The organism is Odoribacter sp., assembly GCF_985060555.1.
Map to the genome: position 1 here is coordinate 62,367 of NZ_CFKYFN010000036.1, position 26,936 is coordinate 89,302.

At 43.6% G+C, this 26,936-nt stretch carries 21 protein-coding genes; 10 read left to right on the forward strand and 11 right to left on the reverse strand.

Translation table 11 applies throughout. The annotated features are described in order from the left end of the window. Positions 1 to 19: 19 nt before the first annotated feature. From AC5RDS_RS04575 to AC5RDS_RS04600, 6 genes are read right to left on the reverse strand one after another with little or no spacing between them, the layout of a single operon-like run. Entirely contained in the window at positions 20 to 1,162 is a 1,143-nt protein-coding gene (locus AC5RDS_RS04575; RefSeq protein WP_013612586.1) for a DUF4857 domain-containing protein, read from the reverse strand. 22 nt (positions 1,163 to 1,184) lie between these two features. Then, positions 1,185 to 1,856 carry a hypothetical protein gene (locus AC5RDS_RS04580; RefSeq protein WP_195203501.1) on the reverse strand — a complete coding sequence of 224 codons (672 nt, stop codon included), beginning with the start codon at positions 1,854 to 1,856 and terminating at the stop codon, positions 1,185 to 1,187. A 4-nt stretch (positions 1,857 to 1,860) separates the two neighbouring features. Continuing rightward, positions 1,861 to 2,751, reverse strand: a complete 891-nt coding sequence (locus tag AC5RDS_RS04585; protein WP_013612584.1) for an ABC transporter ATP-binding protein — start codon at positions 2,749 to 2,751, stop codon at positions 1,861 to 1,863. Between the two features lie 11 nt (positions 2,752 to 2,762). Beyond that, on the reverse strand, positions 2,763 to 4,289 hold the full coding sequence (locus AC5RDS_RS04590) for a DUF6850 family outer membrane beta-barrel protein (RefSeq protein ID WP_087394958.1): 1,527 nt from the start codon (positions 4,287 to 4,289) through the stop codon (positions 2,763 to 2,765). A 10-nt stretch (positions 4,290 to 4,299) separates the two neighbouring features. Beyond that, the gene (locus tag AC5RDS_RS04595; RefSeq protein WP_046451038.1) at positions 4,300 to 5,553 is read right to left on the reverse strand and encodes a DUF4876 domain-containing protein; all 1,254 of its coding nucleotides are present in this window, start codon (positions 5,551 to 5,553) and stop codon (positions 4,300 to 4,302) included. 4 nt (positions 5,554 to 5,557) lie between these two features. Next, positions 5,558 to 8,341 (reverse strand): TonB-dependent receptor, encoded by a 2,784-nt coding sequence (locus AC5RDS_RS04600; protein ID WP_195305515.1) that lies wholly within the window; start codon positions 8,339 to 8,341, stop codon positions 5,558 to 5,560. Positions 8,342 to 8,592: 251 nt separating this feature from the next. On the opposite strand from AC5RDS_RS04600, the gene AC5RDS_RS04605 reads away from it, so the two are divergent. Both AC5RDS_RS04605 and AC5RDS_RS04610 read left to right on the forward strand, forming a co-directional pair. Continuing rightward, on the forward strand, positions 8,593 to 11,274 hold the full coding sequence (locus AC5RDS_RS04605) for a S8 family serine peptidase (protein ID WP_494222229.1): 2,682 nt from the start codon (positions 8,593 to 8,595) through the stop codon (positions 11,272 to 11,274). 4 nt (positions 11,275 to 11,278) lie between these two features. Next, positions 11,279 to 12,208 carry a PorV/PorQ family protein gene (locus tag AC5RDS_RS04610; RefSeq protein WP_118404707.1) on the forward strand — a complete coding sequence of 310 codons (930 nt, stop codon included), beginning with the start codon at positions 11,279 to 11,281 and terminating at the stop codon, positions 12,206 to 12,208. A gap of 3 nt (positions 12,209 to 12,211) precedes the next feature. Here AC5RDS_RS04610 and AC5RDS_RS04615 read toward each other — a convergent pair whose 3' ends face one another. Continuing rightward, a complete protein-coding gene (locus AC5RDS_RS04615; RefSeq protein WP_013612578.1) occupies positions 12,212 to 12,790 on the reverse strand; it encodes a PepSY-associated TM helix domain-containing protein in 579 nt (192 codons plus the stop codon). Positions 12,791 to 12,793: 3 nt separating this feature from the next. Beyond that, the gene (locus AC5RDS_RS04620) at positions 12,794 to 13,384 is read right to left on the reverse strand and encodes a hypothetical protein (RefSeq protein ID WP_022160280.1); all 591 of its coding nucleotides are present in this window, start codon (positions 13,382 to 13,384) and stop codon (positions 12,794 to 12,796) included. A 218-nt stretch (positions 13,385 to 13,602) separates the two neighbouring features. On the opposite strand from AC5RDS_RS04620, the gene AC5RDS_RS04625 reads away from it, so the two are divergent. The 4 genes from AC5RDS_RS04625 (at position 13,603) to AC5RDS_RS04640 (ending at position 18,620) form a co-directional block, all read left to right on the forward strand. Next, positions 13,603 to 14,154 (forward strand): 30S ribosomal protein S16, encoded by a 552-nt coding sequence (locus tag AC5RDS_RS04625; protein ID WP_013612576.1) that lies wholly within the window; start codon positions 13,603 to 13,605, stop codon positions 14,152 to 14,154. 10 nt (positions 14,155 to 14,164) lie between these two features. Continuing rightward, positions 14,165 to 14,698: a ribosome maturation factor RimM gene (gene rimM / locus AC5RDS_RS04630; protein WP_046403980.1), complete on the forward strand. Its 534-nt coding sequence runs from the start codon at positions 14,165 to 14,167 to the stop codon at positions 14,696 to 14,698. Positions 14,699 to 14,974: 276 nt separating this feature from the next. Next, positions 14,975 to 17,515 (forward strand): adenosylcobalamin-dependent ribonucleoside-diphosphate reductase, encoded by a 2,541-nt coding sequence (locus AC5RDS_RS04635; RefSeq protein ID WP_013612574.1) that lies wholly within the window; start codon positions 14,975 to 14,977, stop codon positions 17,513 to 17,515. A 175-nt stretch (positions 17,516 to 17,690) separates the two neighbouring features. Next, positions 17,691 to 18,620, forward strand: a complete 930-nt coding sequence (locus AC5RDS_RS04640; RefSeq protein ID WP_013612573.1) for a bifunctional riboflavin kinase/FAD synthetase — start codon at positions 17,691 to 17,693, stop codon at positions 18,618 to 18,620. Between the two features lie 858 nt (positions 18,621 to 19,478). Here the strand turns inward: AC5RDS_RS04640 and AC5RDS_RS04645 are convergent. From AC5RDS_RS04645 to AC5RDS_RS04655, 3 genes are all read right to left on the reverse strand, one after another. Further along, positions 19,479 to 20,723, reverse strand: coding sequence for a DcaP family trimeric outer membrane transporter (locus tag AC5RDS_RS04645; RefSeq protein ID WP_494222230.1), 1,245 nt, complete (start codon positions 20,721 to 20,723; stop codon positions 19,479 to 19,481). A 437-nt stretch (positions 20,724 to 21,160) separates the two neighbouring features. Then, positions 21,161 to 21,793, reverse strand: a complete 633-nt coding sequence (locus AC5RDS_RS04650; protein ID WP_013612571.1) for a response regulator transcription factor — start codon at positions 21,791 to 21,793, stop codon at positions 21,161 to 21,163. Continuing rightward, the gene (locus AC5RDS_RS04655; RefSeq protein ID WP_494222231.1) at positions 21,783 to 23,993 is read right to left on the reverse strand and encodes a sensor histidine kinase; all 2,211 of its coding nucleotides are present in this window, start codon (positions 23,991 to 23,993) and stop codon (positions 21,783 to 21,785) included. Before AC5RDS_RS04655 ends, AC5RDS_RS04650 begins: the two co-directional genes overlap by 11 nt. Before the next feature lie 224 nt (positions 23,994 to 24,217). Between AC5RDS_RS04655 and AC5RDS_RS04660 the strand changes: the two genes are divergently transcribed. The 4 genes from AC5RDS_RS04660 (at position 24,218) to AC5RDS_RS04675 (ending at position 26,911) form a co-directional block, all read left to right on the forward strand. Further along, positions 24,218 to 24,439 (forward strand): hypothetical protein, encoded by a 222-nt coding sequence (locus AC5RDS_RS04660; protein WP_494222232.1) that lies wholly within the window; start codon positions 24,218 to 24,220, stop codon positions 24,437 to 24,439. Positions 24,440 to 24,511: 72 nt separating this feature from the next. Next, positions 24,512 to 24,874 carry a hypothetical protein gene (locus AC5RDS_RS04665; protein ID WP_046403989.1) on the forward strand — a complete coding sequence of 121 codons (363 nt, stop codon included), beginning with the start codon at positions 24,512 to 24,514 and terminating at the stop codon, positions 24,872 to 24,874. 16 nt (positions 24,875 to 24,890) lie between these two features. Next, complete coding sequence (locus tag AC5RDS_RS04670; RefSeq protein ID WP_046404215.1) at positions 24,891 to 25,412, forward strand: hypothetical protein; 522 nt, start codon at positions 24,891 to 24,893, stop codon at positions 25,410 to 25,412. A gap of 47 nt (positions 25,413 to 25,459) precedes the next feature. Then, positions 25,460 to 26,911, forward strand: a complete 1,452-nt coding sequence (locus AC5RDS_RS04675) for an oligosaccharide flippase family protein (protein WP_022160169.1) — start codon at positions 25,460 to 25,462, stop codon at positions 26,909 to 26,911. The last annotated feature ends 25 nt before the right edge of the window (positions 26,912 to 26,936 follow it).

A 26,936-nucleotide genomic window follows, 5' to 3' on the forward strand; every position in this document is an offset into this window, starting at 1 on the left:
GGAGAAAGCGGTCACGGTTTCAATGAACTGTTTTTTTCTTATAGTACTTGCCTAAGAATAGCAGGATAAGCAGAATAGGTACCCAAAGGGCTTTGACCGAATAGTTTCCTAACCGGGGATAGACATATTGGTCGTCATACGAGGCAAAAGACAGCTCTGCCGGGAAAAAGTAATGTCCGATTTTTGAGGCCATGCTGCTTTGTTGCGGATAAGTCAGGGTATCGACCAAAGAATAATCCGTTGCGTCGAGAGCGAAAATATGTTCTCCGTCTTTTTTGTCGATGCTGACGGTCCAGTTGAAAAGATCTCCGATAATTTGTATATCGTCCTGCCGGGGATCGTATTTTCCTATCGGTAGGGGATATAGCTGATAATCCGGATTGGATAATGCCCAAAGATTATTTTCCTGATCTGTCAGTAGGGCATAAAATTTACGGTTCGGATATTCTTTTACGAAAATATGTGTGATTTCGATTCCCTTGGGTAAGGGGATCGGACGAAAATAAGGACGTCCGCGCAATTGTTTCAGATGAAAAAGCCGGTGATCCGAATCGGTTAGAAAATATCCTTCATCGTACTCCTTTTTCACAGTGGGATTGCCTCCGATACACCGGACCGGAAAACGAAAGTCTTTCTTTTTCATTGCCTGGGTAAAGATTTCACTTTTCTTTTCCAGTATGGTGTTGGTTGCCATATCTATAAATTCGATCCGGTCGTTTAGCCGGAATACGTCTCCCGGCATTTGCAGGTCTACCCGTCCGGACATTGCTTCCAATAGCGGATATAAGCGGGGAACCGTTTTATTTATGTCCGAAGCGGATTGTCTGAAAATGAAATTGGTCAATCCTATTTTTTGCGGAGTTAGTTTTATTCCGTTCAGGCTGTCCGGCAGGCGGCCGTCGGAAGCGAGCTGATGGTAATAAAAGAAAGGCAATATGCTGTCGAACTGACGATCGGAATAAAGATGTCCGTTCCGGTCTTTGTATTGTACCCCTTTGTTTTCACTGTAGTCGAGACAGGCAAAATCATCGATGATGCAGCTGTATAGAGTGAAAGGATTGCGTATTGGCTGGGCGGTCATGAAATGGTAAAACCAGGGAATGAGCCAAAGGGATAAGACAAGGATGATAAAAACGAAAAATATTTTGCTATAGCGTGCCATTGATTTTATTTTTTAATGATGATCAGTCTTGTTTTCCGGCTTTAAAGCGTGTGACAGATAGCCAGGGCAATATGAATGTGAAACCGGTAAAAAGAAGCAGGATCCATATAAATCCGTCATATGCCTGAGGAACATTCGAGAGGAAAAAAATCCGTATAATACCGCAACTGATAAAAAAGTTGAGAATCTTCCGTTTCCAGGTCGGTTCGAGGCAAATCCAGCTTGTCAGGGAATAGGCAGTAATACCGCCAATATACCAGGGAAGCGAGGTCAGCAGGATGCGGTCGGTTAGTTCCGGAGCCAGTATATTTTGAAGATAAACATACAGGATGAGGTAGTTGATAAGATAAATGACGATCAGTTCACTCAGACCGGCAATCAGCATCAGCATTAGCATCCGGTTTTGAGGATATGGAAGATGCAGAGTCAGCTTTAACCGTTTTTGCTGCATTTCGGGTACAAATTGGACAATGGCAAGCAAGAGTCCTGCCAATAGGGGGATATAGGTCAAAGTTTCGATAAAAACGACATCCCTGCTCAACAGGATTTCCCATAAATGGGCTACTCCCCTGAAATTGATCACTCGTTGTACTCCAAGCAGGGCGTAAATGATGAATATGACCGATACGGTTAAAGCGATAGGAAAGTAACGGCGTGTTTTGATCCATTCTTTGTAAAAAATTGCTTTTTTCATAAATTCAATATTTTCCGGTTAACCCGATAAAAACGTCTTCCAGATTCATTTTTTCAGCGGATAAAGAAGTGTGTGGGATTCCGTTTTGTTCCAGCCACTGTTTGACATATTCCATATCCTGAAAAGAATAGGTCTCGGCATGTCCGCGGATTACGGAGGTATTGTAGAGTTGGGAATCCGCCGGTAATTGTACTTCTCCGCTCCCGGTTGTAAAGCGGTAACGGGTGAAGGTGTTCAGTAAGTCGTTTACCGGTTTTTGAATCAGAATTTTTCCGTAATCCATGATGATACAATCGTCGATCAGACGTTCCATATCCTGGATGATATGGGAAGTCAGGAAAATGGTTTTCGATTCGGCTTTAGCGTATTCTTTCAGGTATTCGATAAACAGCCGGCGATAACCGGGATCCAAACCGAGCGAGAAGTCGTCCAGAACGAGTAATTCTGCATTTTGAGCGAGGATTAGTCCTAAAGCTACCTGTGAACGCTGGCCACAGGACATCCGTGAGATTTTTTGTCCGGGAGCGACTTTCAGTTTGTGCATCAGTTCGTAGTAGGCATCTTTATTCCAAGCCGGAAAGAAGGCGGAATAAAACCGTTCGATTTCTTTGATCGTCATAAATGTGTATTGTACGTGCCCTTCGATCAGCAAAGCCATCCGCTGCCGGGTCTGCGGATTCATGTTCCGGATATTTTCCCCGAATATCCGGCATTCTCCGGAATGGGGCTGTAAATATCCGCTGAGAATATTGATCGTTGTGGTTTTACCGGTTCCGTTCTTACCCAGTAAACCCAGGATACGACCCCGGGGAACCTGAAAACTTAAATTTTCGTATATCAGCCGTTTCCCATAGTAGTGAGTCAGGTTTTGGCATTCTATGATATTATCCTGCATATTGAATTGAATTAGAATTTAAGACTGCAGCCGACCGTGATCCGGTCAGAATAATTGTGATTCCGGAACCTGCAATGTTGCCAGCCGATGTCTGTGGATAAAGTGAACGTATGGTTTAACGGACGGTTCCATACGATGGACAGTTCGTAGCGGCTGAAATCGCTTTTCAGGTTTTCATATTGTTGCCGGACGGCATTTTTGATCAGTTCTTCGGAACTTAAGCGGTCGATATCCAAATGGCTGGTTGTCGTTCCGAAATAGTCTCCCGCTATGGAAATCCGGAACAATGATTTTCTGAGCATGAGCAGGGATGAAACGGACAGACCTCCCTGATATTTGGAATCTTTCAGGGAAAGGGAGGGGGACAGATACCCTGTGCTGACAGAGCGGAAACCGATCCGTGGCTCTACCCATAGTATATCCTGCTGTTCATTTCCCCAGCCCCATATTCCGTTTAACAACAAGGCATATATTTTATTGCTGTATTGTTCCAAATCGTTGATTTTCGGATAATTGCTACTACTGCCTTCTCCGTAGACAAATTCAGTACCTTTTCGTTTATGGTACAGCCCTTCCAGTTGGATGCCCTGCTGATGTCCCGGGGCAGACCGTTTCCATCCCCAGGTGCCCTGGATGCTGTTTTCGTTCAATCGGGTCAATGGCAGGTAATTGTGAGCCAGCATGGTTCGTTTGATGTTCAGCTTGTGAAAATGGACACTGCCGTAAAAGCCTTGCCGGTCGTGCGGAACGAGGTCGATACCTCCTCCGATGCTTCCTCCGTCGTATTGTATTCCTGTATTTCCGTCTGAAAACCGGGTACTATACATACCTAATCCCAGCATTTGATACACTTTGGATACGCCCAGGTCCGAAAAGAATTTGATACTGTTCCGTTGACGGTAAATCCTTCCGTAAACCGCGGCTCCGATGAGGTATCGGGTATGGACCTGCCAGGCAGCACCTCCCGACAATTTCAGATCGGAAACAATATTGCGCGGCCGGGGATCGGTTTTCCGGTATTCGATCATTGCCCGGTAGTCTCCGCTGAGTCCCCAGGAAAAGTGTTTATAGATCCGCGAGTAGCCTCCGCAGAATGTATAGGATTCGGTATTCAGGTCGCCTCCGGCTGTGTCGGCCATAATGTATGGGTACAGCAGTTCGAAATCGGAAGTTTCGTTCCAGCAAACCGATTTGATTTTTCCGGACCGGTATCCGGCATGCCCCCAGACAGTGGTTCGGGGATTCAGGTGGAGGTAACTTTCGGCCCGGAATACTCCTTGCCGGTATCCGCTCCCTTGTTGTACGATAACGGCTTCCTTTTCATTTTTGTATTCTCCGCTTAACCGGAGAGAAGAGAGACTGAATTGCCGGGCATAGGGTTGTAAGGCCGGATTGGCATATGACTTTTCTCCGAAGGCGAACAGAGGGGAAAGACATTCCCGGACGGCTTGGAGGCTGTCCGGGTTGTCTTTTCCTATTCCTAAGATCGGTGTCGTATACAAAAACAATATGATGAATAGATAACCGTTCCTTTTCATGGATATTTGTTTATTCTTTCAGAGACGGGGTCGCATCGGCTTCGAAGTCTACTGTCGAATTGTTGGTGTCTTGTAATATTTTGCGTCCGTTAACTGTCGATTCGACTTTCCGCCGTACGGATTTGTTGTACCGATTGGGATCGTGATCTATGCTACCACAGTGTGTCCAGCCGGCATCCAGGGAAGAAGAGGTGACGATCCACTGGAATTTGGATTCTACACTTAGATTGACGGCATCGATGATCCAGGAATTGGGGACGTAATAGGTTTCTTTTTTCATGGGAAATGAATATTCGTTAAAAACGAATGTGTAATTGGCTGTATAGGCATATTTTGCCAGGAAAGTTTCTTTGTCTGTTTCCATTTTGGCTAAGGCATAGCTATGGAATCCCCGGTTGTGTAAGCCGGTGTAAGTAGCTGTGTAAGAATACCATTTGTCCAGGTTGGGTACTTTCGGATTATCTGTATCCAGAAAGTTGGGGTTCGAAGATTCGTCATAAAATTCGAAGTCTGCAACACTCAGATCGAATGAGTTGGGATTGGCTTCTGTATGATTGCTGGCATCCAGGGCCAATAGCAGGGATTCGCCCGGCTGTACAGGATGATCCTGACCGGAACCCGGAATGACGAAAATGAAGTCTACAGAGAACCCTTGTTCCATAATATCCGGGGTATAATCTTGCTTGTCTACGGTCATAAATTCCGATTCCAGAATTGCCAGACCGTCGGCATACAGTACTTCTGAAGAGTTGTTGTAAATTTTGATGTATTGGTCTGCGCTGTATTGGTCTCCGGACGGAGTCGTACTACCGGCGAAATAGATCTCTTCAATGACGAAACCGTTGGTAGAGGGGGTATAGAAAGACATGACCTGTGCGGGCAGGGTCACTGTCGTTCCGCTGATGGTTACCGATTCCTGATAAGCACGGATATTGGCAACTGTCGGAGTCTGGATACCACTGATCGAGTAGCTGACTTTTCCCTCTGCAATAACTCGGTATAAACCTTCCGGGACGGTTGCCGTGACGGTGACGGTTTGTTCGTTCATACTGACACTGCCATCGTATTGGGTGTTGGTGTTGATGTTGGTGATGGTTACCTTCAGATCCGATAGGGTCGGGTTTTCGATATCTTCCGGTAGTGACAGCGTCCAGCTTACCTGACTTTCGGGGACTGCTTTATCATCATCATCGCAGGCTGTGAATGTGAAAGGAATGATAAATGCCAATAAAATGGCCTGAAATAGATTGTACTTAGATTTCATAATATTAAATGTTAAAATTTAGTTCCATACCAAAATAAGGAGATTGACCGATCTGTCTGACCTTTACTCCATTGGAGGTATAATCGGGATGACAGCTGATCAGGCGGTTGACAAAAAGCGCCAGATTGATCCGGTCTCTATATAGTTGTTTTGTGACTTTCAGATTGAAATTGACATTGAAAGCCTCGCTGATTCTCCGGTCGAATAGGGCTTCATTGTATGATTTTTTCAGCCATTGCAAATACATATCCTGGCTGGATTCTTCGGTATAAGGATAACTATTGCCCTGACTGTCTATATAATATTCGGGAATCCCGCTTTTCCATTCCGTTTGCTGATTGCTGAACCACAGGCATTGTGCCGACAGGGAAAAGCCTAGTTTCAGGTTGGGAATATGGGTGTCGAACATAAAATTTGTATTGAAGCTTTTTCTGATGTATCCGTCGGGATCGGTGTACCAGCCGACATAAGGTAACCGCCGGTTGTTGATGATCTTGGTACTGCTTTCATAGTAACCCTGACTATTGGAATAGACGGTCCGGAAGTAGGCTCCTGAAATGGTGATCCGGGTGGCCAAAGCCGGAATCCGTTTACTTGAAAACTGAAACTCGACGCCTGTTTTCCGGAGTTTTGTCCCATTGGTCGTGATGCCGTATATACACATCAGGGTATCTTGTGTATAAGTCATCTGGCTTAGATCGGGGGGACCGTCTAAAGTCGTTGCATCGATGGAATTGTTATCGTATGTTTTGTAAGCCAGCGGTAGCAGCCGGGTTCCCGTCCGGAAACCGGAGGTCATATTTTCTTTAAAATAGGTGACACTGAGATTGTTTTCAGCGTATGTTATATTCCCCCGGATTTCCCATTTGAAATTCCGGGCAGCCGACAAATCGGGGTTCGTCCGGTCGATGATGTAAGTGATCATCTGCAGACGTCTGTAGGCCGGATTGTTGTGATAATAGTTCAGTTGTATGATGTCTTCATATAACAGATTGGGATACAATTGAGTCAAAGAAGGCATCATGGAATGCCATCCGATCCCTCCTCCTATTTCGTAGCTTAGTTTCTGGTCTCCGATGAAGAAAGCGGGAAACAGCCATTTCATGTTGACACGTGGATCGAAATAAAATTTGTTGTGGAGTTTATATGCTTTCGGTAGATTCAGAAGGGAAGAAGCCCGGACTCCAGCCTGTATTTCCAAGGTATGGGTACTGACCGGTAATGTAAAATAATCCTCGGCAAAAAAGGATAGGTCGTGTCCTGCCGGTATGTCGTTATAGGGGCGGGGACGTGTAGAGATGGAGGTGTAGTTGACCGGCCGCAGGGGATCGTAAAGTTGTCCTTCTCCGAAATTTTTATCCATCTGCCAGTCTGTACCTATTTTCAGTTCCTGTCTTGTTTTGGCTATAAATAACCTGAAATTACCCGTTAACCGGACATAGGCTCCGAAAGGACGGTTGTCTACTTTTTGAGTACCTACGAATTGAAAGGGCAGAAAGACGCCGTCATGTTCCCCTGCTTCATTGCTGTTCGGGGCTGCCATAGCCCGGCTGAGAGAATTATAGCGTACCTCATCGACCTTGTCTTTGGAAAAGCTGACAGAACTATTAAAAGATAAGGAATTGAAAAATGCGGTTTGGTTTTCCGATTGCCATTCGATATTATTGATCCAGGACAGCCGGTTGATTCTGGATTTGTAACTGTCTTCTTTATGACGATTGATGTCCGGGTCGATTTTTTCGGTATTGAACGAACCGTTATAATCGGCGTGAGTACTGTAAAAGACATTGTACGGACCGGTTTTCCAGGTTTTTTCCAACCGGAGGGAAAAGGTCAGGCGTTTGTAGTTTTCCAGATTGTCCCGGGGGTCTGCCTTGGCATCCAGCCAGTCGATATCGCTGTTGATTTTGATTTGCCGTTTCGGAAATTCGAATCCTTTTCCCAGGTAAACCAATTTGCTGCTTTCATCTGCTTTGAATCTGGCATTGAAATGGTTACCTCCCATTTTACGTTTGATTTTTACGATTCCGCTGGTCAGATTTCCGTATTCTACCGAAGGAATACCCCGGATGATTTCTACTTGTTCGATTCCATCGGTAGAAATGCTGCGCATATCGACTCCCCGGTTTACGGTACTTCTTTTCCGGTCGTCTGTACTTGCTTCACCGCTGACGTACAGCATATCGGCTCCGGTATTGATCGGTGTACCGTTGATGAAAAAAGCGATACCGCGGGAAGCGACATCGTAGTCGGAACTCGAAGAACCTTCGCCGGCTTCCCGCAACCGAATCGGGTTTACCTGATTTAGGGCCGGATCCGCTGAACGTCCCCCCGGTAACAATTCCAGAAGATCGCTGAAACTGGAAGGTTGAAGATGTTCCATGGCTTTGCGGTCGATTATCGAGGAGGAAGTCATACCATGAGACTCCCGGGCGGTGACGATAACTTCCTGCATGACAACCTGATCGGGAGCCAGCAGAATATGCAGGGAAAAATCACCTGTAATCCGGATGGTGTCGGTATAAGTTTTATAACCGATAAAACTGACTTTCAATTTATAGACTCCTGTCTGAACGGAGGGGAATAAATATTCGCCTTGTGCGTCGCTACTTCCTGCAATGATTTTATGATTATCCTGTGTTAAGCTGATTGTCGCCAAAAAAAGGGGTTCATGATTGATAGAATCGCACACTGTAATCCGGATGGGGAATGTATTCTTTCTTGTGTTTTGACCGGTCAGATTATCAGTCAAAACAAAAATCAGAATGATTGCCCATAGTGTTTTCATGTTTTTATTAAAATTTAATTTGAGATCGCAAAGTTTGTAAAGCTGTCAGAGAAAAAAAATCCCCATTTATTGTTATTTTTTTTCTTACTGGGATAACGGGATATGATTACTTGATTTTAGAGTAAAGACAGGATGTATTTACCAGAATAATCGGAAAATCCGGATTTGTCAGGTAGTTTAAAATACCTAAAAATTGTGATTACAAAATCGATAGAGAAAGCTTTACTTCGCATGCTTAATTGAAATTTTGTATGATACAATTTAGAACATTATTCCTGTCTGTATTCGGACTGTTCATGATGGCCTGTGCCCGGGAGGAAATCATCGTATCTGAAACTTCTGTACAGGACACTCCGATCGGGATGCAGGCACAAAAAGGACGCCTTCGTTTAAAATTTAAATCCCGGTTTGCCGGGAAAGCTGAGCAGGCGGTATATACCCGTGCCGGAACCGGAGATATCCGGATCGTATCTATGAAACGGTTATTTCCCTTTGCCGGGAAATTTGAAGAAAGGACCCGGAAAGCGGGTCTGCATCTTTGGTATGAGGTCGAGTTCGACGAACAGACACCTGTGACCCGGGCTCTCGCCTTATTGGGAGATACAACGGAGATTGAGATCGCAGAACCGGTATACATTATCCGTAATACCGGAGGAGAGGGAACGGTTCCTGTCCGCTCTGCCGGAGAGCGGAATTCGGATGGAACTGCACCTTTCAATGATCCGGAACTATCCAGACAGTGGCATTATTCCAATACCGGAGAGTTACCGAATTCTGTGGCAGGGGCGGATATCAATTTATTTGCGGCCTGGCAAAAAAATCAAGGGTCGAGGGAAGTTATTGTGGCGGTCATCGACGGAGGTATTGATTACCGGCATGAGGATTTGACCGGAAATGTAGGAAATCCTGCAGAATTATTCGGAGAGCCGGGGGTCGATGATGATGGGAATGGGTATATCGATGATATATATGGATGGAACTTTATCAATGGAACGAATCAGATCGAAGCGGATGATCATGGGACCCATGTTGCCGGTACTATCGGGGCTGAGAATAACAATGGTGTCGGTGTTTGCGGTATTGCCGGTGGACATGGCGGAAATACGGGAGTATGGTTGTTGAGTTGTCAGCTGTTCGGGACGATAGATGGCCGGGAGGTTTCTGCTTCTTTCCCGGAAATGATCAAATATGCTGCGGATGCCGGTGCGGTTATCGCTCAGAATAGCTGGGGGTATGAAAATATCACTTATTTACCCCGGGCAGATCAGGAAGCGATCGATTATTTTATTCAGTATGCCGGAGTCGATGAACGAGGGGAGCAGACAGGGCCGATGAAAGGAGGAGTAGTCATATTTGCTGCAGGTAATGAAAATAAAGATTACCGGACTTATCCGGCGGCTTATGAAAAAGTCGTTTCTGTTGCGGCTTATGCTCCTGATTACAAAAAAAGCTGGTATTCCAATTTTGCCGACTGGGTCGATATCGCTGCTCCGGGCGGGACATACGGCTATGGGAGGAAGTATAACGGTGAATGCCCTGTATACAGTACGTTACCGGATAACCAGTACGGCTATATGCAGGGGACATCTATGGCTTGTCCTCATGTTTCGGGTATCGCTGCTTTAATCGTATCCCAATTCGGAGGGCCCGGATTTACTCCGGAAAAACTTTTGGCTCACCTGTATCAGGGAACCCGGGACATCGATATTTATAATCCGGAGTATGCGGGTAGATTGGGGATAGGGGCCGCTGATGCCTATTTGGCTCTTGCTGAAGATCAGGGAATCGCTCCTCAGGCTGTCGATACCTTATACTGCGGAAATACTTCCGGAGTGGTTGACGTGACCTGGCAGATCTCGGCCGATGAAGATGATGGCAAACCTTTTCAGTATTTGGTTTGTTGGAGTGAAGACCCTTTGGGGCAATTGGATCCCGGACGGTTACCCGAAGGAGTTGCTTCGGTACGGGTTACTGTTCCCAGGGCCGGGCAGGTCGGGGATACGATGGCGTGCCGGCTGACAGCTATCCGGGGAGAAACCCGGTATTATGTAGGTATTGTTGCTATTGATCCCTGGGGACATTATTCCGGGACTACGACGGTTTCTTTTGTGTCGCCGCATAATGAACCCCCGATGATTACTTCTGAATATGAGGAACAAGCGCTTACTTTGAAGTATAACCAAACCGGAGAAATAGTTTTTTGGATTTCAGATCCTGAAAACCAGGAATTTAATTATGAATTGGAAGATGAAAACCATCTGGCGGCAGCGACACAACTGAATGACCGGATTACGGTGAAAATACGTAATTATGGATTTCAGGCCGGGACATATCGTTTGTGTCTGAAAGTGACGGATAGCGGAGGGGCAATGGCTTCCAAAGAATTTACGGTGGTTCTGGAGCCGAACGAGAGTCCCCGTTTGCAATCTCCTTTTGAAAATGTATGGTTCGGTTCCTTGCAGGAAGTGCGTACGGTGTCGCTGGCCGCTCATTTTACTGATGAAGGTCCCGGAGGCTTGAGTTATGCTTATGAATATGATCCGGCCTATTTGACTTTAACTTCCGGGCAGGGAGAATTTAGACTGAAACCCTTGAAATTCGGTCTTTCCCAAGTGAAAATCACTGCGACGGATGCTGAAGGGCTTGCCGGGGAAACTGATTTTTGGGTGATGACCCATGACTATCGGCAAGAGGTAACCTTTTATCCCAATCCGGTTACGGATAAACTGAATGTCCGGATGGGGCGGGAAGTAGAAGGAACTATTTACCTGACTTTTTCGACGCTGGACGGACAATTGGTCAAAAAGGTGAATGCTCCGATCGGACCTTTTGCTCCGGTGGAAGTAGACCTTTCCGGTTTGAAAAAAGGAACGTATGTCGTACAATTGAAATATTTGCAGGAAACCTATACCCGAACTCTAATAAAACAATGAAATAATGAATCGTATTTTTTATATATTGGTGATATGTTGTCAGGCATTCGGAGTATCCGCACAGTCGGTGGCTGATGCCGGTTTGTTTACGTATTCGGCGGCCGGGACGGTTACAGCTTCTTTGGGAGGCAACGGGGTTGCCTGGGGACCGGATGCTTTTGCTGTGTTCAGGAATTCGGCACAGGGGGCCCTGGCTGATGCGAAGGTTATTGCCGGTTATGCGGTTTCTTCCTGGATGCCGGGATGGAATTTGGCGGATCGGCATTGGATACATGATGCCGGAGGGCTGTTTACATTCGGAGGAAGACAGGCTGTACTTACCGGAGTGCGTTATCTGAATCTGCCTACTGTCGAATTGACTGATGAAGAAGGAAATCTTCAGAGCCGTTTTACTCCTTACGCCTTGGAAGTGGATGCCGGATATGCTTATGCTTGGAGAGGAAAGCTGGCGGCCGGGCTGACGTGCCGCTATTTCCGCCTGGACCAAAAAACATTGTTGACAACATATGTAGCTTGTGATCTGTCTTTGTTTTATCGCGATTCGCTTGCCGGACGTCCTTACTTCTGGCAGGCGGGAATGCAGCTGTCGAATATCGGTGAGGCTTATCTGCCTTTAAAAATCGAGTATGCCGTGAGTGCCGGTTGGGAACAGGGGGCACATCGGGTGATGTGTACCGGAGGAATAGCCCATCAGGAATTGGCTTATGGATTTTGTACTTTGGGAAGTGCAGGAGTAGAGTATTCTTTCCGGAAGAAGATATTTTTACGGGGCGGATACCGGAGTGGCAGACCTGCGAAAGGTATATTTGCCTGTACGGCTTTGGGAGGCGGGATGAAATGGCACGGAATCGGCCTTGATGCAACCTGGAGACTGGCATCTTCCGACAGTCCCCAGAGAAATGCATGGCATCTGGCCCTTACTTTTGCGATTTGAAAATCAGGAAAAGAATATGAACCCGATAGGAATGAGCAAACCGAGTGCGAATTCGATCCCTCCGCGTCCCCAGAAACCTTTGGGGCCTTTGATCATAATCAAACCGGTGAAGGTAATTATCAGTAGAGACAAAATGAAAATATCTGAAAATACAGTCCACCAACGAGACGGATTATAATGAAGGCGATTAAACCAGCTGATAACCGGCCGTTTTTTGATTGACTCGTAGATCCCTTCTCCGCTTTCAGTATGGATTACCAGGGAACTTCCTCCTTTTATGAAGATTTTGATGCATCCCGGTTCAGGGGAATAATGTTTCAGGTAACGGTTCTCTTCTCCGATTGTTTTTAACAGTCTTTCGGCAAATTCCCGGTTTATTTCCTGGGGATTCGCCGGGATTGGCTCGGTAAACCGAATTTGTTTTTGCCGGATGAGATAATCGGAATTGAAATCCTTTTTGTGGTTGAGCATAAAACCAGAGATGGCATAAATCATCAGTATGCCGGCAAAAAAAAAGGAGAGGTCACGATGAAGTAACCTGCTCCATTTACGGATGATATCAGAATATGATTTTTGTGACATAATTTATTCGACAATTTCGTATGTATCTCCTTCAATGTAATAGAAAGACAGGTAATTTTTGCCTTCTTTGGCTTGACGGTCGGCAATCCTTTGCCGGAAATTGGTGATCCGTTCTTCGATGCTGTTGGCAGGCGCTTCTCCCCTTGCTTTTTGTTCGGATGCACATCCTTGCTCTGTCGTACCGTGTTTCTCCGCAGTCTGGGCTTTCACCTGGGCTTCCCATTCGGTCAGATAGGCTTCATCGATTCGCTGTTCGACTAATTTTCCTGTTATCCGGACCAGATTGTTTACGGTTTCGGGTTTGAAACTGCCGATTTTCGTGCCGGCCTCTACACGGATGGTTTTTGTGTCGTCGCTACCCATCAGGAAGATTTTGCCGCCTCCGTGAGCACAGATGTGCGTACAGAGCGCTTCTGTCGTGAAAGTTTTTCCGGTCAGACTGTCGGCCCGGGCCAATATGTCGTCCACTTCCAGAATCTGGGATTGTGACATTTGGGATTGTGACGTGGCCGATTGAGTCGTTTTGGATTTGCAGGATGTCAACAGACAAGCTGTAATAGTTGTCAGCATGATAAATAACAAAATATGTTTCATTGTTCCGATTTTTAAATTTCGGTCAAAAATAGAGCTTATTTTCACTTTTTTAAATACCAATATATAGGTATTTAGAAGGTTGAGAGTGGGGATATTCGGTTTTAGATATACTCCGGGCGAAATATTTTTGACATTCATTTTTTACTTCCGGCTTTTTCATATATCTTTGCAATCCCTATCGAGTATGGGGAGAGTATTAATTTTTTTAATTAGAAACAATGTCTACAAAAATCAGATTAGCGAGACACGGACGTAAAGGTCGTCCATTCTATCATGTAGTGATAGCAGATAGTAGAGCACCACGCGATGGTCGTTACATTGAGAAAATCGGAACTTATAATCCGAACACTAACCCGGCTACTATCGATCTCAAGTTCGACAGAGCTTTGTATTGGTTGATGACTGGTGCACAGCCTACCGATACTGCTTCAAGAATCTTGTCCTATAAAGGTGTATTGTTGAAAAAACATCTGTTGGAAGGCGTAAAAAAAGGTGCTTTTGATGAAGCTGCTGCTGAAGCTAAATTTGAAGCCTGGATGAAAGAAAAAGAAGCTAAAATACAGGCTAAAATTCAGAAATTGGCTCAGGCCGGTGATGCAGCTGCTAAAGCTGCTTTGGAAGCCGAAGCTAAAGTTCGTGCTGCGAAAGAAGAAATAATTGCTAAGAAAAAAGCTGAATTAGCTGCTGCCGAAGCTGCTAAGAAAGCTGAAGAAGAAGCTGCTGCTGCTCCAGCTGAGGAAGCTGCTGCCGAAGCTCCTGCTGCTGAATAAGTTTCTGGTAATGATTACACGGGAAGATTGCTTTAAAGTCGGAGAAGTTGCAAAAACACATAACCTGCAAGGGGAAGTGGTTATTACTACCGATAGCGATCTGCTCGAAAAATATGCAGACGAACCGGTGTTCCTCCTTTTGGACGGAGCGCCGGTTCCTTTTTTTATAGCTGATGAAGGCTTGACGGTCCGTAATCATACTTCTTATATTGTAAAATTCGACTATGTCGATACCTTAGCCCAGGCAGGACGGCTTGTCGGATGTGAAGTCCTCTTCGAAAAAGAATTGCTGGAGGGACAGGAACCGGAAGAATCGGGTTATGATATTTTCGAATTAATCGGTTTTGAAGTGAAAGATCAGGTTTCCGAAGAAACGGGAGAAGTAGCGGATGTTGCCGATTATTCCGGTAATGTTGTGCTGACGGTTTCCATTATGAATAAGGAGATTCTTTTACCTCTTTCCGAAAATTATATCTGCGAGATCGACTTCGAGCATAGCCGGTTGCTGGTGCAGATTCCCCGGGAACTTGTAGAATTGAATTGACAACTCTGTTTTCCGATGCTTGTTCCGGGTGTCCTCTTGTTGAAAACTATTTCTGTTAAAATACTTGTTTGTTTCATTTTTGTTATTCACCAAAACTATATTTTGGAAAACTTTTAACCTGTTGGTAACTTTTTATTTTGTTGATAAATAAATGGTTGTCTGTTTGTTTTGGAAAACTTGTCGAAAAAATCATGGAGAAAAGTTATCATCTTTGATCTATTTTTCTATATATTTGCAATATCCTAATGCAGAAAAAATCTATTAAATCAATATGCTATGAATGAATACGAAACAAAGGGGAAGGATACTTATACGCAAGAAGAAGCGTTTCAGAGTTCATTGAATTATTTCAACGGCGATGAATTGGCTGCTCGGGTTTGGGTGAATAAGTATGCATTGAAAGATTCTTATGGGAATATTTTTGAAAAGAATCCCGATGATATGCATCGTCGGTTAGCCAAAGAAATTAGCAGAATAGAAAACCGTTATCCGAATCCGCTGAGTGAGGATACAATTTTTGAGGTATTACGGGATTTTAAATATATCGTGCCGCAGGGGGGGCCTATGACCGGTATTGGAAATGAGTTTCAGATCGCTTCTCTCTCTAATTGTTTCGTGATCGGAAATGAAGGTCCTTCGGATTCATACGGTGGAGTTATGAAAATCGATCAGGAACAGGTGCAACTGATGAAACGCCGGGGTGGAGTGGGACATGATTTGTCTCATATCCGTCCGAAGGGGTCACCTGTGAAAAATTCTGCATTGACTTCTACCGGTATCGTTCCGTTTATGGAGCGATATTCTAACTCTACCCGGGAAGTTGCTCAGGACGGTCGGCGTGGGGCTTTGATGCTGAGTGTGTCGATCAATCATCCTGATTCGGAAAGCTTTATCGATGCAAAGATGACTGAAGGGAAAGTAACAGGTGCGAATGTATCCGTGAAGATCGATGACGAATTTATGCGGGCGGTGATCAACGACGAAGAATATGAACAAAAATATCCGGTTTATTCCGATGAACCGAAAAACCGGAAACAGATCAATGCACGCCAATTGTGGAATAAAATTGTACACAATGCCTGGAAATCGGCTGAACCCGGTATCCTTTTCTGGGATACGATCATCCGGGAAAGTGTACCCGATTGTTATGCAGATAAAGGATACCGTACGGTTTCTACCAATCCTTGCGGTGAAATTCCTTTATGTCCTTATGATTCTTGCCGGCTGCTGGCTATAAATCTGTATTCCTATGTACAGAATCCGTTTACTAAAGGAGCCTTTTTCGATTTCCCTTTGTTCAAGAAACATGTAGCTATCGCTCAGCGGATAATGGATGATATTATCGATCTCGAATTAGAGAAGATCGATGCTATTCTGGATAAGGTACACGAAGATCCTGAGAGTGAAGAAGTGAAAGGCGTAGAAATTCGCTTATGGGAGAAAATCAAACAGAAAGCGAAAGAAGGCCGGCGGACCGGAGTGGGTATTACGGCCGAGGGAGATATGCTGGCTGCTTTGGGTCTGCGTTATGGAAGTGAAGAAGCGATCGATTTTGCCGTGGATATTCAGAAGACTTTAGCGGTCGAAGCTTATCGGGCATCTGTACATCTGGCAAAAGACAGAGGGTCTTTTAAGATTTACGATACTCGCCGTGAGGAGAATAATCCCTTCATCAAGCGCTTACGCGAAGCCGATCCTGACATGTATGCCGAAATGGTGAAGTACGGACGCCGGAATATTGCTTGTCTGACGATCGCACCAACCGGAACGACAAGCCTGATGACTCAGACGACTTCCGGTATCGAACCTGTGTTCCTGCCTGTATACAAACGGAGAAGAAAGGTAAACCCGAACGATCAGAACGTACATATCGATTTTGTGGATGAGTCAGGGGATAGCTATGAGGAATTTATCGTTTTCCATCACAAGTTCGCTGATTGGATGAAAGCGAATGGTTATGATACCACTAAATGCTATACCGACGAAGAAATCGATGAATTGGTAGCACAGTCGCCGTATTATAAAGCAACTTCCAATGATATCGATTGGGTGGCTAAAGTACGTATGCAGGGACAGGTGCAGAAATGGGTGGACCATTCTATCAGTGTTACGGTCAACTTACCCTCGGATGTAACCGAAGAATTGGTCGGTAATCTTTATATCGAAGCCTGGAAGAGCGGTTGTAAAGGATGTACGGTCTATCGCGACGGTTCACGGGCCGGTGTATTGGTGTCTAATAAAGATAAAAAACAGACTACTAGTCCTAATGAAATGCCGGCAAAACGTCCGATGGAACTGGATGCCGATGTCGTGCGTTTCCAGAATAACAAAGAAAAATGGATTGCTTTTATCGGTTTGTATAACGGTCGGCCTTATGAGATATTTACCGGTATCGCCGATGATGAGGAAGGAATTATGCTGCCTAAAGCGGTTACTTCGGGTAAGATCGTCAAGCATTATGATGCTGAAGGAAATTCCCGGTATGACTTCCAGTTTCAGAACAAACGGGGTTTTAAAACGACGGTAGAAGGATTGTCTTATAAGTTCGATAAAGAATACTGGAATTATGCCAAATTGATTTCCGGGGTTTTACGCCACGGTATGCCGGTGCATCAGGCTGTAGAACTGGTGGCTTCTATGGAATTCGATAACGAAAATATCAATACCTGGAAGAATGGCGTCGAAAGAGCCTTAAAGAAATATATTCCCAACGGAACAGAGGCTACCGGCGAAAAATGTGAGAATTGTGGCTCTCCGGTGGTTTATCAGGAAGGTTGTCTGATCTGTAAAACTTGCGGAACATCGAAGTGCGGATAGAATAATCACTCCTCCGAATATTTTGCGGATAGCGGTTACATGGGTTTAGGCTGAATTGCAAATAAACCGGTGTAACCGCTATCACTATAATAACAATTTCGTATTTTTGTCCTCCTAACCGGAGAGTTGAAGGTGTATGACAGCACTTTTTACTTTTCACTTTTCACTTTTTGAGATGCAGATACATTACGGAACCGAAAATTTACAAATAGTCAATCCGGTAGTAACCATCGGTAGTTTCGATGGAGTGCATAAAGGGCATGTGCAGGTGATCGAGTCACTGAAAAGAGTGGCCCGGAATTTGAAGGGAGAGACTGTTATCATCAGTTTCGAGCCCCATCCCCGGGAGGTACTCTATCCGATGGAAAAAAGGCCGGGGATTTTGACCACTTTGGAGGAAAAGGCTGCTATTCTCGCCACTTATGGAGTGGAACATCTGGTCGTCCTGCAATTCACCCGTTCGCTGGCCGAATTGGAATATGCAGATTTTGTACGTCATATCCTGGTCGATAAAATCGGTTTAAAAGGTTTGGTCGTGGGGTATGACCATCGTTTCGGGAAAAACCGGGAGGGAACTTTTGAAAAACTGAAAGAATTAGCTGACCGTTATCACTTTTACCTCGAACAGGAAGAAGTATATGAAGAGAACCAAATCAATATCAGTTCCACAAAAATCCGGAATGCTTTGCAAATCGGAGATATCGATCGGGTAAATGAATTTCTGGGGTATACGTATTCTGTTAGTGGAAAAGTTGTTGCCGGTGATAAAATAGGACGGAGTATGGGTTTCCCGACCGCCAATATCCGGTTGAACGATGACCGTAAACTATTGCCGGCCGCCGGAGTGTATGCTGTAAAAGTGAAGGTTGAAGGACAAGAATATCGTGGTATGCTCAATATTGGCGTACGCCCCACAGTCAGTTGTTCCGGCGTAGTGCGGATCGAAGTGAATATCTTTGATTTCGATGCCGACATCTATGGTAAAGAAATCCGGCTTTTACTTATTGCCCGTATCCGGGGTGAACGGAAATTCAACGGAATCGACGAATTGAGCGAACAGCTGAAAAAGGACCGTCAGGAAGTATCGGTGTTGCTACAGCAATGACGTTTGCCCTGTAAACCTGATTAGCGGGTTCTGAAAAAAGGTAGGTTTTATTTTTTCTTTCTATTCCGATTTCGGGTTCTGTGTCGTCAGACCCGGTCGCCTGGAACGGTCCGTTAAGGCTTTCCTTCACTGACCGGCGGAACTCCTCACTTCGTTCGTCAGACACCACCGGTCGGGCGCTCGGAAAACCTAACCGGACCCTCGTTCCTGCTCCAAGGGTCTTCCGGCACAAAACCCTGCATCTTCCGTTTGCGCTACAGAGCAAAGGAAGAATAAGGAAAGTTTTGTAAAATGAAATACCGGATCACCTCTATCGTGATATGGATTGCTGAGTTACTTTATCGGAGCGTCTTCAGTACCTTTGATTTTAATTCGATTTCTGGCATAAGGAATGGAAAACCCTTATTCCGTTGTGATTTCTATTTTTCAGATCCTGATTCGTTTTCCATGAAGTGATAAGATCAGTCGAAGGTGATCGTGTTCGGAGACCATTGGAGCTCTGGCGAGTGTCGTCTTGCTTTTTCTGAGCGCCCGACCGGTGGTGTCTGACGAACGAAGTGAGGAGTTCCGCCGGTCAGTGAAAGAAAAAGCTAGATGACCGACAGAAGCGACCGGGTCACCGAACATGAACACCGAAGACGAACAAATACCGGAATAATTCTAGAATTAAATTAGTTTATAAAGCTCATAAAGTTTAGAGTTTCTGAATCTGCGGTCATTTCCTTACGGTCGTTAATGCGACCGACCTGGACTGAAAGTCCTATAAACAAGGTGCCATGCAGGGGGAATACTAATTTTATGAACTTTATAAATTCAAACCTTTTGGCTTTCTTCCTGCCGATCTATTTCGGTAAATAATCAGAACCGATATTGAATCATAGCATTGATACGGCTGGCATTACCATAGTCGTGGTTGAAATTATTACGGCGTCCGAAAACATATTCTATGCCGGTAGTTCCGAATTCCGTAAAATTCCATAACAGATTAGCTCCTGCATATTGTGCATATTTGTAAGTATCCCCTTCCAGGCTGCCGCGGGCTTCAAGCCGGGCATAACTGTAGGTGATCGTCGAATAAAGCTTAGGATTCCAATTGTGTTGGAAAGCGCCGAACAGGCCCCACATACCGGGAGCTTTCAGATTTCCATTGTCGTCTGCTGTCGGGATCAGGTCATAACCGATACCCGAGATATCCTGAATGTAATTGGCAATCCCTTTACCATATTCGGCCTGAAACAGAAAACTGGTCGATGAGGTGATATTTAATTTACCGCTACCCATTACACCCCAACCTGTTCTGATTTTATCCTTATCTTTCACTACATTTTTATAACCGATATTTCTTAAGATAGCTCCTACCTGAACGTGGCTCCCGTTTTTCATCGTATAGCGTACATTCAAAGGAATATCCGGAACTTTCTGCCGGATGGATTCGGCATTTTTCCCGGTTGTATACGATGCTTTGGCATATTCCAAGGCTAAAGAAGATTGCCATCGATCGTTGATATGGTAAGTATACCGAAGCATCGGCTGACGGATTTCGATACCACTACTCGGTCCTTCTTCATCGATAGTTGTAGGTACGGCTGTCATATCGCCGAAAGTACTCCAGGCTTGTCCCAGCGTAAAACCTTTGAATTGTACGAAAGCTTGCTGGAGCTTCGGGGTGTTCTGCGGCCCCTGGAATTCCATTTCGATATAAGACACTAAACGTCCTACATCCGTATTGCCTACTAATTTAAAAAACAAACGGGATTGTCCGACTGTCATACCGTAACTGGCACCGGGTTGATGTCCTTTCATGGCAATAGTCGAAGTTGTAAAAAAATTATAATCTTCTACGCCGTTAAAGTCGTAAACTCCTGACAACTGAACGTATCCCCCGACACCGAAAATAAAATTTTTGTTGTCATCGAAGAAAATAAAGCGTGGAGCTGCCGGGTCATTGTAAGCCAGTGGAAAGGCTTCTTTCATCATGGTATAGAAATTATGGATATCCCTTTCTTTCGATACCGATACGATATTTACTTTCTGTGCTTGTGCTTGTGCATAAAACCCTGCCACAAACACAGAAAATAATACGATTAAAACTTTTTTTTTCATAATCCTACCTATTTGGTTTTTTACATTTTCATTTTTGTTATGGAGTATATACGCTTTAGGGAGCGAAAAAGTAGAAAGGAAATATTATAAAGTAGGTTGCGATTGGTTAAAGAATTTATAACTCTGTATAAGCTGAGAATAATTTTTGGCAGTTATATACATATTTACACTTATAAAGGTACATTTAGGGTAAATATGTATATAAACACCTTTGCTTTTTTATGAAGTTATGTATTGGTATAAAGTGGGATTTCAATGCTGCAACCCTCGCTATGGATGATTTATTGGGAAATTCAGGAATAAAGATCGATAAGATTTAGCAAATTAGGTGTCCCTTGTGATATCTTGATAATTAGCCGTTTACTATTATTTTTCGGGAGTACTGAAACAATACCCTTTTCCATAGGAAGAACGGATTTTCAGCGAAGTATCAGTTTTCAGAATTTTCCGGAGCTCAGAGATAAATCCCGTAACAGACTTATTTTGGACGCGTTGTCATTGTTCCAAAGTCTTCTGCAAATGATTGTTCCCGGTATAAAGGAATTCTGATTTTGACAAAAAATAGTCAATAATTCGGCGAGCATCGTTTTGAGCGGGTAACGCTGGTCACCGATTTCAAGGGTAGAGTTTGCAGGGTAGAAACGGCTGGTCGGAGATAGCTGATATACTTTTTCTGAGGGGTGGCCGGTTATTTCCGGTCCCGGATATCGATTCAGGGCTGCTTCGATCCGGGCACACAATTCGTCTATACCTCCGTCCTTACGGACAAAGTCACTGGTACCTATTTTTAATGAGGCTGCACATAGTTCGGTGTAAGAGCTAAGGATGAGTACCGGAATTTTTTTATCCAATTGCCGGATCAATAAAAATACTTCTATTCCTGTTTTTCCCGGCATTTGATAGTCGAGTACGACTACATCCGGACGGGAAGACTGGTAGGCGAGCCAGGCTTCGTCGCCATCGAAGACTGTTTTTACTTCATAACCGTTGTCTTCCAGGGCTTCCCCGGTTTCTTGTGCGGTGATGCGGTTATCTTCTGCGTACAGTATTTTTATTTTTTTAGTATCCATAGTCGTGGTATAAAATCATCGGATGTGTTTTGAGTATGGTTAATTTGTCCAGCAGGTAATTTATTTTAATGATCATATTTTCGTATTGTTTGATGTTTTTGTGTAACAGTTCGGTATGGATCGGTGGGGATATAGGGATAGCCGGGGAGGGGTGATCCGATTCTGTGCCATGTAAATGACAGAGTTGTACTTGTAATTCCCGAAGGAAATGTTGTACTTCATTCCGTTGCAGATGGATCAGTGCTTTCTGGCGGCGATCGACCGCCATCAATAAATGGGTGAACCATCCCGACAATAAGATCGATAGCAAGGCAAATAGTAGCCAAATTTTGTGGGTGGTCAAAGGCTGTAACCAGGGATAAGCGAGTTGTACCTCCAGTCGGTGTCTCTCGACATACCCCAGGGGCATACGGAAAATAGCCGGCAGGAAGATGTTCGGATCTTCGGAAGGATACCGGTCGATGATTTTTCCATTGGCGTCCTTCCGGATGAAGAAAATTGGAAATGGCAGGTCGCTCTTCTTATAATAGTGGACAAGTGAATCGAGACACCAGGATGAATCCCGAAGATCATAAGATAAACGGCCATATACATAGCTTTGATTGACGATCCCGCCCATCTCTACTGTCGTATCTTTTACTCCCCGGGTGATCGTAATTGAATTCTCCTGCCAATTGTTTTGAAACCTGGCGGTATCCCGTATCTGGAAAAGATTTTTACTCATTTTAAAAATCGTTTCGTCGATTAAAGGATTTTTGTGGTTTACAAAATTAGTCCGTTCGGCTGAATATAAATTGAGCATCCAGACCATTTCAGCCAGTAATAAGGCAATGAAAAAATAGCGGTATATGTGTGAAGAAGAAACTGATTTTTTATATGATTTCGGTTTATCCAGACACAGCGACAGACAGAATTCCGATCCCTCGTTTTCTTTGCTTTTTATCTGTATGTGTCCATTGTACTGCCGCACAATTTTACGCACATAAGCAAGTCCTATACCGTGGCTATTCTGGTGACGGTGATTGGAACGAAAACCGGTCCTGAAAATACGTTTCCGGGAATGAGTGGAAACACCCGGTCCGTTGTCTTTGACCGAAATCAGTAATTTATTTGGTTTTTCCTGTTTACAGCTAATCTGAATTTCGGCTTTTTCTCCGGCATATTTCAGCGCATTGCTGATCAGATTGTCTACCAGGTGGATCAAATGAAAAGGATCGGCAAAGATTTCCGGATCTTTCAATTGAAAATCAAGATTGATAGTGGCTTTTTCGTGGCCACACCGGTAGTTGTCGATCAGTTCTTCGAGTGCTTTTTTCAAATCGAAAGTCCGGTTTTCTATTTCTCCTCCCCAGCGTCCTGCCGACTGTATGGTGATTTGTTGCATTTCTTTTAATAAACGCTCCGATTGGTGGTGGCTGATTTGTAGTTTTTCATATATTTTTTCGGGAGGCCAGGTGGCCAGATTTTTCAGGATCCTGCCTTCTATATCGCGATTGGTACATAGCGGAGTTTTCAGGTCATGGATAAAAATAACTTGTTTCTCGATATAGCGTAAGTTCTTACGTTCCCTGCATTCTTTCTTTATGATCAGGAATCCATAATAAATAGCCAGGAAGAGTGGAAGTAATGAAAGTAAAATTCCGTATTTCTGATACTTCCAAAAATAAATAAGCGGAAAATCATACCAGGCCATCAGCTGGTCTTTCTCGATATTACCCAATTGCTGCGGGCCGAAAGCAGGAGCTCTTTGAGGCAATAGATGGGAGGGATAGTGATCTATAAGCTTTCCGTTCGGGTCTTGTCGCGTGAAAATTACGGGTAATTCCGTTACCGGACAAAAATGCCGGAAATAGTGGGCTATACTGTCCAGTTTCCACAACTTTTTATTATAATCATAACGTTGTTTGTTGAATAAGTCGGTCATCTCTTTCCGCAGGGTATCTATTCTGAAATGTTGTCCCCGAAGAGTATACTCCATGATAATTCTGTTTTCTATTCTGAAGTCGACGAAACTGTCGTCCTCCTCATTTATCCTGTATGCTTCTTCTTGAATAGCAGCATGTATCGCCTGGTTGATGTCGTTCCGAAAATTTTTTTCTTCAATCCGGAACCAATAGATCAGCCAGCTGCTTTCTGTCAGGAGAAACAGGATTATCGACAGGATGATCATGCCGGGATTATATAAAAATAATTTTTTCATCGGGTTAAAAATAAAGATTAAGTGAAAGAATCACAACTTTTGTTTCTGTTGAATGTGGAAATAATTCCGAACATTTTCCGATGATTCAGCCTGGTGTGAGAAAAGTGGATAACGTATTTTTATACTCCTGGAATCATCAATAAAGGTGAAAAACCTCTTAAAATATTAGGTATTTTAACAAGTTGTAGTTGTGTTGAAGTGAAAAGCGCCAAAAAACATATGTTATGAAAGGTTTGCAAATAGATATTCGAGGAAAAATAATGAATTGCGTCACACCGAAAGGGCAGGTTTGTGTGTTTGTAGAAGCTGACAATATGGTTGTTCTCGGTGAAGACAAAGAAAACAGCGTTAAGTTGGATTGGGGTAAAATAGAGTTGGCTGTAGGAGACAAAGTGAAAATTACTGCTATTGAGGGTATGGAGTATGATACTCATATATATGAGTAGTATGACAGATGAAGATATGTTAGGATACTATAATCAACTTAAAAAATTTTTAACAAAAGAAGGTGTGTTGAAATGAGAGGATTCAGAATAAAATTCAGGTCAGAAGAAATTGTTGTTACCCCTGACTTCCGTTCATCAGTCACTATTTTTTATAGTAGTTCGAACGGCTATGAACTATCGGTTGCCGGTATCAAAGGCTTTGGAGATGATGCCCTGGATACTTTTTGGATAAAATCGGATATGCATATTGGAGAAAGTATTGAGATCGAAATTATAAATGCAGACGAGCAGGTTTGTTCGTCTCCGACTTGTGTAAAAAAATTAGATCCTAATCCACTAAAATTATCCGAAAAACAGAAGCAACAAATGCTTGATGAATATTTGAAAGATTTTTATCTTTTAGAAGCTCAGTTAAAGAAAAAAGGAGTTTTATAATATAGTTATGTAATATATGGCAAATATGACTGCATTAAGTATTAATGAATCATTGTTTTATATCCCGTTCGATCATACTGGTGTAATTTCTGTTTGTAATAATAAATATGGAAATGAATTAGCATGTATTGTCTCAGATATTTCGGATGATAGAATTTCTTTGAATATAGGTGATTCAGTTTGCATAAAGAGGATTGTTTCTGAGGGTACTGAGTCGGTACATGAGTTTGTTATGCCTGATTTCTCTAACCAGAAAAAGGAGTTTATGAGTGATAAGGGAATATATGGAATGGAAGTCTGTACAGAAAACAATACGATATGTATGCCATTTATAGATGGGGGAGCAGTCACTTTTGTTGTAACCATAAATCAAGGTCAAGTATCTGTTGATGCGGGTTCTATTACCGCCGGTAACGTATTGTTGGATTTTTATCATTCGAACCTGAATATGGGGGATGAAATTCGTGTAACTTTGAAGAACCTGGATTTTGTTTCATCTCCATTAAGTGAAAGAAGTTTTTCGGGCCATACTTTATGACCGGTGTTAACTGGTCGTAGATTGTTCATCCCACATAGAATACCGGTATGTTAAAGAAATTGGCTGCACAGACGGCTATATATGGGATCAGTAGTATTATTGCCCGTTTTCTTAATTACTTATTGACCCCCTATCTCACTCGTATTATGACTACGGGTGAGTATGGGGTGGTGACCGATCTCTATGCCCTCATTCCTTTTATCCTGTTACTGCTTACGATGGGGATGGAAACAGGGTATTTTCATTTTGCCGGTAAAGCGGGAACTTCTGAAGAGAAAAGATTGATATTTCAAACCACCTGGGGTATCGTTATATTAGTGAGCCTTCTATTTTTCGGTTTCACCTTATTGTTCTTACATCCTTTGTCGGTGGTGATGGATTATGCCGGAACTCCGTCGTATCTATTATTGATGGGAAGTATTATAACCGTCGATGCTGTGACGGCCTTACCATTCGCTAAGTTAAGAGAGGAAAATAAAGCATCGGCCTATGTGAAAATCCGGGTCGTTACGATACTGGTCAATCTGTTTTTTTGTATCGTTTTTTATTCTGTGATACCTGGGATTAGAGACCTGCAAAATATTTTCCCGGCAGAATATGGTGCCGGATATTATTTGATATCGAATTTAATCGCTAGCGTGACAGCGGCTTTTATGCTGATTCCTGCCGTCCGGGGGATCCGGCCTCGGATAAAACGGAAATTGCTTCAGCCTTTATTTATCTATTCGTTGCCTTTGCTGATCAGCGGGGTTACGGGTACCGCCAATGAATTTATCGACCGCCAATTTATTAAATATTTGCTGCCGCAAGAGTCGGCAATGAGTACTTTAGGTATTTATGGAGCTGCCCTTAAACTCGGAGGCATTTTGTTGTTGTTTGTGCAAATGTTCCGTTTGGCTGCAGAACCGTTTTTTCTGGCTGCTTTTAAAAAGGAAGATTTCTTGAAAGCAAATGCGGAGACGTTAAAATATTTTTTGATCGTTTCTATGTTGTTGTTTTTAGTGATTTCCCTTTTCTCCGATTTCTTTGGTTTGATCCTCGGTTCGGATTTTCGGGATGGATTATTTATTATCCCTGTTGTTTTGTTTGCTAATATCGGAAATGGTATAGTCTTTAATCTTTCATTCTGGTATAAGCGGACCGGTAAGACCCGTCTGGCCATTTTGGTCACCGGCAGTGGATTGATTTGCACGATTGTTTTTAATTTATTATTACTTCCACGTCTGGGATATGCCGGAACGGCCTGGGCACATCTGGGAAGCGAATGGATTATGGTGATCGTCAGTTATATTTTGAGCAGAATATATTATCCGGTTCCTTATCCGCTCAAACGTATCCTATTTTATCTTTCAGGCGGTATATTATTCTATTTTTTGGGAGCATGGCAAAAGGATATATCCTGGACAGGAAATATATTGTTCAATCTCTCTTTGATTGTAATCTATACCGGGGTAGTAGTGAAGGTTGAAAAGATTAATATTTCCAGACATCCTTTTTAGTTAAATTATGATCGGAATTCTGGAA

What these genes read in the sequence shown, in the direction of transcription:
- AC5RDS_RS04635 (WP_013612574.1), top strand. Translation starts at nt 14,975, where the DNA reads ATGAATGAATACGAAACAAAGGGGAAGGATACTTATACGCAAGAAGAA.
- rimM (WP_046403980.1), top strand. Translation starts at nt 14,165, where the DNA reads ATGATTACACGGGAAGATTGCTTTAAAGTCGGAGAAGTTGCAAAAACA.
- AC5RDS_RS04640 (WP_013612573.1), top strand. Translation starts at nt 17,691, where the DNA reads ATGCAGATACATTACGGAACCGAAAATTTACAAATAGTCAATCCGGTA.
- AC5RDS_RS04595 (WP_046451038.1), bottom strand. Translation starts at nt 5,553, where the DNA reads ATGAAATCTAAGTACAATCTATTTCAGGCCATTTTATTGGCATTTATC.
- AC5RDS_RS04610 (WP_118404707.1), top strand. Translation starts at nt 11,279, where the DNA reads ATGAATCGTATTTTTTATATATTGGTGATATGTTGTCAGGCATTCGGA.
- AC5RDS_RS04675 (WP_022160169.1), top strand. Translation starts at nt 25,460, where the DNA reads ATGTTAAAGAAATTGGCTGCACAGACGGCTATATATGGGATCAGTAGT.
- AC5RDS_RS04605 (WP_494222229.1), top strand. Translation starts at nt 8,593, where the DNA reads ATGATACAATTTAGAACATTATTCCTGTCTGTATTCGGACTGTTCATG.
- AC5RDS_RS04600 (WP_195305515.1), bottom strand. Translation starts at nt 8,341, where the DNA reads ATGAAAACACTATGGGCAATCATTCTGATTTTTGTTTTGACTGATAAT.
- AC5RDS_RS04620 (WP_022160280.1), bottom strand. Translation starts at nt 13,384, where the DNA reads ATGAAACATATTTTGTTATTTATCATGCTGACAACTATTACAGCTTGT.
- AC5RDS_RS04650 (WP_013612571.1), bottom strand. Translation starts at nt 21,793, where the DNA reads ATGGATACTAAAAAAATAAAAATACTGTACGCAGAAGATAACCGCATC.
- AC5RDS_RS04655 (WP_494222231.1), bottom strand. Translation starts at nt 23,993, where the DNA reads ATGAAAAAATTATTTTTATATAATCCCGGCATGATCATCCTGTCGATA.
- AC5RDS_RS04665 (WP_046403989.1), top strand. Translation starts at nt 24,512, where the DNA reads ATGAGAGGATTCAGAATAAAATTCAGGTCAGAAGAAATTGTTGTTACC.
- AC5RDS_RS04670 (WP_046404215.1), top strand. Translation starts at nt 24,891, where the DNA reads ATGGCAAATATGACTGCATTAAGTATTAATGAATCATTGTTTTATATC.
- AC5RDS_RS04615 (WP_013612578.1), bottom strand. Translation starts at nt 12,790, where the DNA reads ATGTCACAAAAATCATATTCTGATATCATCCGTAAATGGAGCAGGTTA.
- AC5RDS_RS04590 (WP_087394958.1), bottom strand. Translation starts at nt 4,289, where the DNA reads ATGAAAAGGAACGGTTATCTATTCATCATATTGTTTTTGTATACGACA.
- AC5RDS_RS04625 (WP_013612576.1), top strand. Translation starts at nt 13,603, where the DNA reads ATGTCTACAAAAATCAGATTAGCGAGACACGGACGTAAAGGTCGTCCA.
- AC5RDS_RS04575 (WP_013612586.1), bottom strand. Translation starts at nt 1,162, where the DNA reads ATGGCACGCTATAGCAAAATATTTTTCGTTTTTATCATCCTTGTCTTA.
- AC5RDS_RS04580 (WP_195203501.1), bottom strand. Translation starts at nt 1,856, where the DNA reads ATGAAAAAAGCAATTTTTTACAAAGAATGGATCAAAACACGCCGTTAC.
- AC5RDS_RS04645 (WP_494222230.1), bottom strand. Translation starts at nt 20,723, where the DNA reads ATGAAAAAAAAAGTTTTAATCGTATTATTTTCTGTGTTTGTGGCAGGG.
- AC5RDS_RS04585 (WP_013612584.1), bottom strand. Translation starts at nt 2,751, where the DNA reads ATGCAGGATAATATCATAGAATGCCAAAACCTGACTCACTACTATGGG.
- AC5RDS_RS04660 (WP_494222232.1), top strand. Translation starts at nt 24,218, where the DNA reads ATGAAAGGTTTGCAAATAGATATTCGAGGAAAAATAATGAATTGCGTC.